This is a genomic window from Streptomyces sp. NPDC043812, assembly GCF_056436245.1.
The window spans coordinates 132,700-144,564 of sequence record NZ_JBWKCY010000013.1 but is presented as its reverse complement, the minus strand read 5'-3'; the positions used below and the strand labels follow the sequence as shown (position 1 = coordinate 144,564).

9 protein-coding genes are annotated in these 11,865 nt (G+C 68.8%); all 9 read left to right on the top strand.

The window, feature by feature from the left end; all coding sequences use genetic code 11:
- Positions 1–39: 39 nt before the first annotated feature.
- Entirely contained in the window at positions 40–1,041 is a 1,002-nt protein-coding gene (locus tag AC067Z_RS20550; protein WP_478790983.1) for a LacI family DNA-binding transcriptional regulator, read from the top strand.
- Between the two features lie 78 nt (positions 1,042–1,119).
- On the top strand, positions 1,120–2,331 hold the full coding sequence (locus AC067Z_RS20545) for an ABC transporter substrate-binding protein (RefSeq protein WP_478790982.1): 1,212 nt from the start codon (positions 1,120–1,122) through the stop codon (positions 2,329–2,331).
- Positions 2,304–3,458: an ABC transporter ATP-binding protein gene (locus AC067Z_RS20540; RefSeq protein ID WP_478790981.1), complete on the top strand. Its 1,155-nt coding sequence runs from the start codon at positions 2,304–2,306 to the stop codon at positions 3,456–3,458. The genes AC067Z_RS20545 and AC067Z_RS20540 overlap by 28 nt, the downstream gene beginning before the upstream one ends.
- On the top strand, positions 3,455–4,384 hold the full coding sequence (locus AC067Z_RS20535) for an ABC transporter permease (RefSeq protein WP_478790980.1): 930 nt from the start codon (positions 3,455–3,457) through the stop codon (positions 4,382–4,384). Before AC067Z_RS20540 ends, AC067Z_RS20535 begins: the two co-directional genes overlap by 4 nt.
- Entirely contained in the window at positions 4,381–5,229 is an 849-nt protein-coding gene (locus AC067Z_RS20530; protein ID WP_478790979.1) for an ABC transporter permease, read from the top strand. Before AC067Z_RS20535 ends, AC067Z_RS20530 begins: the two co-directional genes overlap by 4 nt.
- A 34-nt stretch (positions 5,230–5,263) precedes the next feature.
- Positions 5,264–6,700: a glycoside hydrolase family 28 protein gene (locus tag AC067Z_RS20525; protein WP_478790978.1), complete on the top strand. Its 1,437-nt coding sequence runs from the start codon at positions 5,264–5,266 to the stop codon at positions 6,698–6,700.
- Positions 6,697–8,511, top strand: a complete 1,815-nt coding sequence (locus AC067Z_RS20520; RefSeq protein WP_478790977.1) for a hypothetical protein — start codon at positions 6,697–6,699, stop codon at positions 8,509–8,511. The genes AC067Z_RS20525 and AC067Z_RS20520 overlap by 4 nt, the downstream gene beginning before the upstream one ends.
- Complete coding sequence (locus AC067Z_RS20515) at positions 8,508–9,950, top strand: glycoside hydrolase family 28 protein (protein ID WP_478790976.1); 1,443 nt, start codon at positions 8,508–8,510, stop codon at positions 9,948–9,950. The genes AC067Z_RS20520 and AC067Z_RS20515 overlap by 4 nt, the downstream gene beginning before the upstream one ends.
- Positions 9,947–11,803 carry an alpha-L-fucosidase gene (locus AC067Z_RS20510; RefSeq protein ID WP_478790975.1) on the top strand — a complete coding sequence of 619 codons (1,857 nt, stop codon included), beginning with the start codon at positions 9,947–9,949 and terminating at the stop codon, positions 11,801–11,803. The genes AC067Z_RS20515 and AC067Z_RS20510 overlap by 4 nt, the downstream gene beginning before the upstream one ends.
- Positions 11,804–11,865: the final 62 nt, after the last annotated feature.

Below are 11,865 nucleotides of genomic sequence, written 5' to 3'. Positions count from 1 at the left end.
CACCGGTTCCCGGGGCCGTGCCTGAGGGGGAGTTACCTGATGGTTGCCTCGAAGCGTGCCAAGCGGGTCACGATCGCGGATGTCGCGCGGGAGGCGGGGGCCTCGGTCGCCACGGTGTCCCGGGTGCTGAACGGTGTGGACACCGTCGCGCCAGGTCTCGCCGAACGGGTCAAAACGGCCATCGGTGAGCTCGGTTACCGGCCGAGCGCCGCGGCCCAGGGGCTGGCCCGCGGCCGTTCCGGCACGATCGGGGTGCTGGTCCCCGACCTCGCGAACCCCTACTTCCACGACATCATCAAATCGGTGTCGGTCGTGGCCAGGGAGGCCGGCACCCGCGTCCTGGTGATGGACTCCGACGAGGACCCCGAGGTGGAGCGCGAGCTCGCCGAGGACCTGATCCGCCACGCGGACGGCCTGCTGCTGTGCTCGCCGCGGATGCCGCGCGCCGACCTCGCCGCACTGGCCGGGCGTGACTGCCCGATGCTCGTCACCAACCGGCAGGACGCGGGCCTGGCCCTGCATTCGATCACGGTGGACTTCTTCCGCGGCATCATGGCCGTGTGCGGTCATCTCGCACGGCTGGGCCACCGCAAGGTCGTCTATCTCGACGGGCCCGCCCGCGCATGGGCCAACGAGGAGCGCAGGCGCGCGCTTTCGGGGGCCGAGGCCTTCGGGCTCGAAGTCGTGTCGGTGCCCTGCGGGTCCACCACCGACGACGGATACGCGGCGGCCCCCGCGGCCCTGGAGAGCGGAGCGACGGCGGTGGTGGCGTACAACGACTTCGTCGCGCTGGGCGTACTCGCCCGCTTCGCCGAACTGGGCGTACGCATACCGCAGGACATGTCCCTGACCGGATTCGACGAGATAGATCTGGCTCGCTTCTCGGCGCCTCCGCTGACGACGGTAGCGGTTCCGCGGGACGTGCTGGGGCGGGCCGCGGGCGCCGCACTGGGCTGGATCATGGCCGGTGACGAGGACATCGAACCGGAGACGATCCCCGTTGAGCTGCGGGTACGCGGTTCCACCGGCGCACTCTCTTGACACGGCCCCGGACGGGGTGGACTTTGGTCGGGCACAGGGCACAGAAAGCGCTATCTCTCCAGAGGGATGCGAGTCGCCATGTCCCGTTTACTGCGCAACCGTTCAGCAAGGATCGCGCTCGCGGGACTGCTGCTCGCAGTGGCCGCCGCGGGGTGCGGCGCCCCGGACTCAGGGACTCCGGATTCCGGGGGGAAGGCCCAGGGAAAGATCCCGGCGAAACCCGCCCGGCCGGTCACCCTCGACATCCTCGATGTCGCCGGGAACCTCCAGCTGACCCAGGGCATGATCGACGCGTTCGTCGAAGAGCATCCCGACATCATCGGCGACGTCACCTACTCCAAAGCGCCCGCCCCTGATCTCGCCGGCAAGATCAAGGCCCAGCAGCAGGCGGGCCGGGTGCAGATCGACCTCGTCCTCACCGGTACGGACGGCCTCGCCGCCGGACTGTCGCAGGGGCTGTGGAGCTCGATGACGGAGCATCAGTCCCGCATCGGCACACCGGACTACCTGCCGCCCGCGGCCGCCATGCAGAAACTGGCGCAGGGACACGGCACCGCGGTCGTCTACTACCCCTCGGGACCCCTCGTCGAATACAACCCGGACAAGGTGCCCGACCCGCCGACCACCCCCGCCGAGCTGCTCGCCTGGGCCAAGGCACATCCCAGGAAGTTCCAGTACGCCGACCCCGCCAACTCCGGCCCGGGACGCACGTTCCTGATGGGACTGCCCTACCTCCTGGGCGACAAGGACCCCAAGGATCCGGTCGAGGGCTGGGACAGGACGTGGGCGTACCTCGAGGAACTCGACAAGTACATCGGCGTGTACGGGTCGGGCACCACGGAGACCATGAAGAACCTGGCGTCCGGCCAGCACGACATGGTGATGACGACGACGGGCTGGTACATCAACCCGCGGGCGCTGGGCACCGTGCCGAAGAAGATGAAGGCCGGCCACTTCGACGCGATGACCTGGGTGACCGACGCCCAGTACGCGGTCGTGCCCAAGGGAGTCGATGCCGACACGATGTCGGCGGCCCTCGCACTCATCGCATGGATGCTCACCCCCGAGCAACAGGCCAAGGCCTACGACGACGGGTACTTCTACCCCGGACCCGCCATCGCGAATGTGCCGGTCGGCATGGCGCCGCAGAAGTCGCAGCAGGTGCTGAAGGAGTTCGGCGTCCCGGAGTTCGACGAGTGGATCGAGACGTTCCCGAAGCAGCCGAGTCTGCCGGCCGAAGCACAGGTGAAGGCGTTCGACCTGTGGAACCGCCGGGTCGCAGGCCGCTGATGTCCGCCTTCTCCACGCTCAGACTGGACCGGGTCTCCCGCAGCTTCGGCCGCCATGCGGCGCTGCGGGACCTCCGACTCGACATCCGGGGCGGTGAGTTCGTCGCCCTCCTCGGCCCGTCCGGCTGCGGGAAGTCGACCGCGCTGAACTGCCTGGCCGGGCTGCTCCCGCTCACCGGCGGCTCGATCTGGCTCGACGACGAACGCATCGACCGCATCGCGCCGGAGCGCCGCGGATTCGGCATGGTGTTCCAGAACTATGCGCTCTTCCCGCATCTGACCGTCCGCGGCAATGTCGCCTTCGGCCTGAGGATGGCGAAGACCGGCAAGGCGGACACCGCGCGGCGGGTGGACCATGCGCTGGCGATGGTGCAGCTGACCGGGCACGCCGGGAAGCGGCCGGGCCAGCTCTCCGGCGGTCAGCAGCAGCGGGTCGCCATCGCCCGCGCGATCGTCCTGGAACCGCGGCTGGTGCTCATGGACGAGCCGCTGTCCAACCTCGACGCGGCGCTGCGGCTGGAGATGCGGACCGAGATCCGACGGCTGCACCAGGACCTCGGGCTGACGACCGTGTATGTCACGCACGACCAGGAAGAGGCGCTCTCGCTCGCCGACCGGCTCGTGGTCCTGCGGGACGGGGTGATGCAGCAGGCAGGCACACCGGAAGAGGTGTACGGCAGTCCCGCCAACCGCTGTGTCGCGGGGTTCATGGGCTACCGCAACATGCTGGCCGTGACCGTCGTCCCGGATGAAGGCGGCAACGGCGCCGTCCGCCTGCGGCTCGCGGGCGTGCCGCTGACCGGCCTCGGCCGCGAGCACCTCGCGCCGGGCGCGCAGGCCGTCGCTGCGATTCGGCCCGAGGACCTGGACATCGCGGGCGAGGACGCGGACGCGCGCATCCCCGTGGCCATCGAGGTCGTCGAGTACCACGGACGTGAACTCGCCGTCCAGGCGCGGCTGCGGGACGGCCGACAGGTGCACTTCCGCACGGCGTCCCGGGTCGCGCCGGGCGATGCGGTGGAGCTGGCGGCACGGCCGGGCCGCGTGCTCGTCTTCGCCGCGGACGAGGGACAACCGGTGCCGCAGCCGGCCGCCGGACTGCCGAGGCAGGCGGAGGCGGCACGGTGACCGCGACACAGGCGACGCCGCAGGCCGCCCACGAACGGGGGCCGTCCGCCCGCCCGGGGCTCGGCCACCGGCTGGCCGAGCGCGGCATCGACCGCACCCTGATTCTGCTCGCACCCGGCGTGCTCTTCCTCGTCCTCCTCTTCTGCTACCCGTTCCTCTACGGCCTCCAGCTGTCCTTCCAGCCCAAGGACGGCGGCGGCGCGCTCGCGAACTACCGGGAGTTCTTCGCCGACCCGTACCTGCGGGAGACGGTCCTCATCACCCTTCAACTCGCCGTGCCCGTGGCCCTGGTGAACTGCCTCGCGGCCGTTCCGGTGGCCTTCCGTACCCGAGGCGCCTTCCGCGGCCGGCGGCTGATCACCACGCTGCTGGTCATGCCCATCACCCTCGGCACCGTGCTGACCGCCCAGGGACTGCTGGGCTACCTCGGCCCCAACGGCTGGCTCAACAAAGCCCTGTTGGCGATCGGTGTCGTCCACGAGCCTCTGGAACTGGTGCACAACTACTGGGGTGTCTTCGCGTCTCTGGTGATCACCGGGTTCCCGTTCTCGTATCTGCTCACGCTGTCGTACCTCACGGGGATCGACCCGAGCCTGGAACAGGCCGCCGCGACCCTCGGCGCGCGGCGGTTCCAGCGGTTTCGGCACATCACGCTGCCGCTCCTCGCGCCGGGTCTCGCGATCACCTTCTGCCTCTCCTTCGTCCTGGCCTTCGCGGTGTTCCCGTCCGCGCAGCTCGTCGGCGACCCGCGGGGGAGTACGCATGTGATCTCGATCGAGGCGTACCAGGCGGCCTTCCAGCGGTTCGACTACTCCCTCGGCTCGGCGATCGCGATGGTGATGGCCGCGGTCATGGCGGCGGTCGTGATCCTGGTGCTGGCCTGGCGCTCGATGCTGTACCGCGGTGCGACGGGAGGCAAGGGATGAGGGCCGCGGGGAGGCGGCGCTTCGGCCGTCCCGGCACGTGGGTGGCCGCCGCCGTCTTCGGCTTCTTCTTCGTCAATCTCGCCGGGGTCGTCGGGGTGCCGCTCGTCGACTCGTTCGGCACCCGGTGGTTCACCAGCTGGCTGCCCGACGGATGGACGACGAAGTGGTACGGGTCGGCCTGGCAGGAGTTCTCGCTCGGCCAGGTCTTCTGGACCACCGCTCTCGTCAGCGTGCTCGTCGTCGCCGGCTCGGTGCTCGTCGGCGTCCCGGCGGCGTACGCGCTGGCCCGGCGCAACTTCCCCGGCAAGAGGCTCGTCCTGCTGCTGTTCCTGCTGCCGATCCTCGTCCCGCCGATCACGTACGGAATCCCCCTGGCGACCGTGCTGTACAAGTTCCAGCTGGCCGGCACCTTCACCGGGGTGGTGCTGGCGAATCTGGTGCCGTCGGTGCCGTTCGTGGTGCTGACGCTGACGCCGTTCATCGAGCAGATCGATCCGCGGATCGAGTCGGCGGCGCGGATGTGCGGGGCGGGGACGCGCGCGGTGCTGCTGAGGGTTCTGGCGCCACTGCTGCTGCCGGGCGTACTCGCCGCGTCCGTCCTGGTCCTGGTCCGCACGGTCGGCATGTTCGAGCTGACGTTCCTCACCGCCGGGCCCGACAGCCAGACCCTCGTCGTGGCCCTCTACTACGCGGTGTTCTCGGCGGGCATCCGCACCCAGCAGTCGATCGACGCGATGGCGGTGATGTACACGCTGTCGATGCTGGTGCTGCTGGTGGCGGCCCTGCGTTTCGTCAATCCGACACAGCTGGTGACCAGGGTGAAGGAGGACCGGACCGGACGCTGATCCCGCCCGCCCCACACACGGAAGGTGATCCGCCATGCATCCGCACCCCTCGTGCCCGTCGCACCCCTCCCGCCGCTCGGCCCTCATGGCCGGCGGAGCGCTGGCAGCAGGCGCCCTGCTGCCGGCCCTCGCCGCCGGCCCTGCCGAGGCGGCTGCCGTCCGGGACGATCCCTGGCGCCAGGTTCCCCGCATCCTTGCCCGGATCCGGCCCCCGCGCTTTCACCGCCGGTACTTCGACATCACCGACTACGGGGCGGTGGGGGACGGGATCACGAAGAGCACGGCTGCCCTGCGCGCCGCGATCGAGGCCTGCCACCGCGCGGGCGGCGGCCATGTCGTCGTTCCGCCGGGCAGGTTTCTCACGGGCGCCGTCCATCTGCGCAGCCATGTCGACCTCCATGTCTCCGAGGGCGCCACGCTCGCCTTCAGCCCCGACCCGGCCGACTTCCTCCCCGCCGTGCTCACCCGGTGGGAGGGAACCGAGTGCTTCAACTACTCGCCCTTCATCTACGCCTACGGGCAGCGGAACGTGGGCGTGACCGGCCGGGGCACTCTCGACGGACAGGCCCGCCTGGGCCCGTGGGAGAGCTGGTACCGCAACGGGGGTCCCCAAGGGGCCGACCAGAAGCTGCTGCGCCGGATGGGCTCCACCGGAGTGCCGGTCGAGGAGCGGATCTTCGGCGAAGGGCACCATCTCCGGCCCAAGATGGTGCAGTTCTACCGCTGCCGCGATGTGCTGGTCAGCGATCTGACGATCGTCGACCCGCCCATGTGGACCGTGCATCCGGTGCTGTCGACGCATGTGACCGTCCGGGACGTCACGGTCGAGAGCACCCTCTACAACACCGACGGCTGCGACCCGGAGTCGTCCAGCTATGTCCACATCAGCGGCTGCCGTTTCAACACCAACGACGACTGCGTCGCGGTCAAGTCCGGCCGGGACGAGGACGGCCACCGGGTCGGCGTGCCGAGCGAGAACATCGTCGTCCAGGACTGTGCGTTCTCGGGCCGGTGGGGCGGCATCACGGTCGGCAGCGAGATGTCCGGCGGGGTGCGCAACGTCTTCGCCGAGCGCTGCCGGGTCAACGCGCCCGACTTTCCCGGACATCACCCCGTGAAGTACCCGCTGTACGTCAAGGCGAGCAAAAAACGCGGCAGTGCCATCGAGGGGGTGTACGTGCGCAGGTTCGAGGGACGCGCGGTGGAGCGCGAGATCGCTTTCGTCAACATGAACTACAACGGCGGCGAGGGCGGCACGTTGCCGGTGTCCGTGCACGACATCCATCTCTCCGAGATGCGGATCGACGGCGCTCGCGCTGTCCTCGCTCTCGTGGGGCTGGACACGGACCGGCTGCGCGGTGTCCATCTGTCCCACTGCACCTTCACCGGGGTCCGCGGCCCGGACACCATCGCCTTCACCGACGACCTGACGTTCCACAAGGTGTCCGTGAACGGGGTGGAGGTGTCATGAGCATGATCATCAGGCGGGGAGTGACCCTGCTCGCGGTTCTCTGCCTCGCCCTCGCCGGTGCCGTCCAGCCCGGCGGTGCCACGGACCGGACCGAGCCGGACGGCCGGTCAGGATCCCCTGTCCGCGGCTGGACCATCCTCTCCGACAGCGACAAGGGCGCCGACGAAGTGATCGCCGCCGCCCCGGAGTACGGCATCAACCACCTCCAGATCAGCCACGAGATCGTGCACGACCTGAGGGAGGTACGCGAGGAGAGGAAGCGCGTCCAGGCCAACCGCATCACCGCCGCCGCCCACCGGGCGGGCATCGGCGAGGTCGCCATCTGGGACCACGCGCTGTACAGCCTGGACTACTACCCGGCCGAATTCCGCACGGGACCCGGCGGCACCATCGACCTCGACAATCCCGCCTTCTGGGAGTGGTTCCGGGACGACTACCGGCAGATGCTCGACCTGGTCCCGGATGTCGACGCAGTCGTCCTGACCTTCATCGAGACCGGGGCGCGCGTCGAGCGGCAGTACTCCGCAAAGCTCATGACCGAGGAGGCCAAGCTCGCGTACCTCGTCGACCAGGTCGCCGACGTCGTCGACGAGGAGCGCGGACTCGGTCTCTATCTGAGGACCTTCGGCTACTTCCCGCAGGAGATGGAACGCACGATCAAGGCCATCGACCTGGTCACGAACAAGGCCGCCCGCGTCGTGATCAAGGCTCAGCCGCACGACTTCTTCCTCACCCATCCGGTCGACACGACCGTCACCCGCATCAAGCGCCCCGTGCTCGTCGAGTACGACACCACCGGCGAATACAACGGCCAGGGGAAGATCGCGAACGCGTTCACCGAGGAACACGTCGACCGGATGCGGTACTTCCAGAAACAGCCGAACGTCATCGGCTATGTGGCGCGCACCGACCGCTACAAGGAGTCGCGGATCGTCGGCACCCCCACCGAGATCAACCTCTACGCCCTCGCACGCGCCGACAAGGACCGCCGGGCGCGGCCCGAGGACATGTACCGCGCATTCGCCGCACGCACCTACGGCCCGAAGGCGGCGCCCAAGGTGGCGGCCGCGCTCGCCAGGTCGTACGACATCGTCACCTCGACGCTCTACACGCTCGGCACCAACAACGCCAACCACTCGCGCCTGGACTACGACCCGTACTGCTCCAGCTACGACCGCAGCATCTCCGGCAAGTGGATCGACCCGCCCGTGACGCAGGTGCGCCACACGGTCGACAGGACGTTCCACTTCTGGACGGGGGTCGTCGAGCATCTCGGACCTGCGTACTGCAAGACCTCGGCCACGATGAAACGCGAGAACCCGCACGTCCTGGAGAACGGCTGGCTCACCGACAGGAACACCATGAACCGCGAGTACCTGCGGTACGTGCTGAAGGAGAAGGCGTACGGAGTGCAGCTCGCGCGGGCAGCGCTGCGCGACATCGACCAGGCCCGGCCTAATCTGTCCGCGGCCGACCACCGGCAGCTGAACGCCTACTTCGAGCGGACAGTGCTCACCGCCCGACTCCATCTCGCCGTCAGCACCGCCTACTTCGGCTACCGCGTCTACGTCCGGGGACCGCAGGAGCAGACGGAGCCGATGAAGCGGCTGATCTGGAGCGGGCTCGACGAGTCGAAGAACATCGCCGACGAGATGCGCGCCTACCCCGACAAGGCCGCGAGCGGCGAGTGGGACTGGATTCGTGACGCTGCCGAGGCGGACAAGTACCGCACCCGGATCTCCCAGGGCTGGGACCGCTACGACTCGATCGCCGTACCCCGCCCCTCATCGGAAGAGGTGAACCGTCCGTGAAACCGCCCCCGACCTCCCGACGTGCCTTCCTCACCCGTGTGGGCGTCACGGCCGCCGCGGCGGCCCTGCCGCCGGTGCTCGGCGCCGAGACCGTCGCAGCCGCCGAGGCCACCGTCGCCCGGATGGCCTGCGACCCCTGGGACAAGGTCCCGCACATCCTGAAGCGCATCCGCCCGCCGGCGTTCCCCGACCGCTGCTTCGACATCACCGACCACGGGGCCGTAGGGGACGGGCTGACGAAGAACACCGAGGCGTTCCGTGCCGCGATCAGGGCCTGCAACAGGGCCGGCGGCGGCCGGGTGCTCGTGCCCGAAGGCCGGTTCCTCACCGGCGCCGTCCATCTGCTGAGCAATGTGGAACTGCATGTGAGCGAAGGCGCCACCGTGCTGTTCTCCAAGGAGCCGCGCGACTACCTCCCGGTGGTGTTCACCCGCTGGGAGGGCACCGAGTGCTACAACTACTCGTCGTTCATCTACGCCCACGGGCAGAAGAACCTTGCCATCACCGGACGCGGCACCCTCGACGGCCAAGGCATGGACGGCCCTTGGAAGGGCTGGCGCGACCCGGGCGGCAACGCACTCGTCGACCAGGCCGAACTGCGACGGATGGGTTCCGAGGGCGTTCCCGTCGAGCAGCGCGTCTTCGGCGACGGCCATCATCTGCGGCCCAACATGGTCCAGTTCTACCGATGCCGCAACATCCTGATGCGGGACATCACCGTCCTCGAGCCGCCCATGTGGACCATCCATCCGGTGCTGTGCCGCAATGTCACCCTCCAGGACGTCGATGTCATCGGCCGCATCAACAACAGTGACGGGGTCGACCCGGAGAGCTGCACGGACGTCCTCATCAGCGGCTGTCGCTTCCACACCGAGGACGACTCCATCGCCGTCAAGTCCGGGCGCGACGAGGACGGCATCCGCGTCGGCGTGCCCAGCGAGAACATCGTCGTACGCGACTGCGTGTTCTCCGGACGGTGGGGCGGCATCGCCGTCGGCAGCGAGATGTCCGGCGGGGCACGCGACATCTTCGCCGAGGACTGCCGGATCAACCCGCTCGACTTCCCCGGCCGGTACAACCCCCGCCATCCGGTCTTCATCAAGACCAACAAGAAGCGCGGCGGCTACATCGACGGGGTGTACGTCCGCCGGTTCACCGGCCGCGCCATCGACCGGGACTGCATCTATCTGACCACCCGCTACAGCAATCAGCAGGGCGACCGGCCCGCCGTCATCCGCAATGTCCGCATCGAGGACATGGTGCACGACGGCGCACGACGCGCCATCAACCTGGAGGGACTGGAGTCCGACCCGTTCACCGGCGTCCACATCGAACGCTGCACCTTCACCGGCATCGCCGACGCCAACATCTTCGGGCCTGCCACGGATCTGACGATCCGTGAGGTCTTCGTCAACGGAACCGAGGTGACCCTCCCATGAGACGACGCGCCGCCGGCGCCGTCTGGATCGCCGTACTCGCCCTGCTGTGCGGCCTGTTCACGGCGCACCCCGCCACCTCCCACCCCGCGCCCTCCGCCTCCGTCCCCGCCGGCGCCGGCGCCGGCGTCGGCCCGGAGGCGCCCTGGCCGCCACGCCAGACGATGCTCCAGAACGCCACCGCCGGACTCTTCCTCCACTGGGGCATGTTCACCCGCCCCATGCACCACGACTGCGCCGCATGGGAGAAGGCCGTCACCGACGGCGGCTGGACCGCCGAGTACTGGGTCGACGAGGCGAAGAAGCTCAGTGCGAGCTACATCGTGCTGGCGACCTTCCACTCCCGGCTCGGTTACGCCCGCCCCTGGCCCTCCGACATCCCCGGCAGCTGCTCCACCGAGCGCGACATCCTCGGCGAGCTCGTCACCGCCGCGAAGTCCGAGGGACTCGAGGTCATCCTCTACATGACCGACGACCCCCAGTGGCACGCCGAGCAGGGCATCGAGACGCTGGACTCCCGGGCCTACTCGGCGTACAAGGGCCGCGACGTCGACCTCACCACCAGGCCGGGCTTCGGCGAGTTCAGTTACGAGAACTTCTTCGAGGTCATGGACAACTACCCCGACCTGGCCGGGTTCTGGATCGACAACGACAACGCGTACTGGGAGGAGCACGGTCTCTACGAGCAGATCCGGCAGAAGCGCCCGGACATGACGCTCAGCAACAACAACGAGGACACGCCGATCATGGACATGGTGTCCCACGAACAGAAGACGGGCATGACGCCCGCCTACGACCAGCCCTCCGCGATCTGGACCCCGATGCCGAGGCTGACCGAATCCTGCTACAAGGTTCCCGACACCGGATCCTGGTGGTACGACGGCCAGGACCGGCCGGTCTCCACGGGGCTCAACGTCGGACGCTATGTCGCCAACGCCGGCACCTCCATCAAGTCCCTGATGAACCTCACCGCCATGGTGGACGGCAGATTCCCGCCGAAACAGCAGGAGTTCACCGACTTCATGCAGCGCTATCTGTCGCCCATCCGGAAATCCCTCTCCGGCGTCCACGGCGGCGGATACCGGTACGGCGGACTTCAGCCGGGAGCCTGGAACGACGGCGCCTACGGCTACCTCACCGTCTCCAGGACGACGCCGACCCGGCAGTACATCCATGTGACGACGAAACCGACCGCCGGAACCACGCTGCGCATCCGCGACAACGGTCACCGGATCAAGCGTGTCAGCGACCTGCGGACCGGTGAACGCATCGCCTTCGACCAGCGCGACGGCAGTCTCACGCTCAAGGGCATCACGGACTGGGATCCGTACGACACGGTCCTCACCGTCGACACGCACCCGCACCGCGAGGGCCTCTACCCCGCAGCCTCCGTACGCTCCACGGCGAGCGCGGCCAAGGACGGCTTCCCCGCCGACGCCCTGACCGATGGGGACTTCAGCAGCTACTGGGACTCCGACGCCCACGTGCCGGTGTCACTCACCCTCGACCTCGGCCGGGTGAAGAAGGCGCAGTACCTCGCCGTCAACCAGCGCGAATGGTCGCCGACATACAACAGGGAGACCTTCGGGCGGCCCGAGGACTCGGCACGGATCAAGGACTACAAGGTCTCCGTCAGCAAGGACGGCAGGAACTGGGGAAGTCCGATCAGAACGGCCGTCCTGGAGAGCGCCCGTGGCACCCGCTTCATCGACCTCGGCGTGACGACCCGCTACATCCGGCTGGAGATCGACAGCACCTGGGCGAAGGAGACGGTCCCCCGTTTCCACAAGCAGCTCCAGATCGACGAGATCCAGGTGGGCCACGCCTACCCGCGGGGGTCCGCGTCGCGTAACTGATGAAGTCGAGGGGCGCTCGTTCCCCGGCTCCGCCGGCGCTGCTTACGGTCGACGGTGTCCCG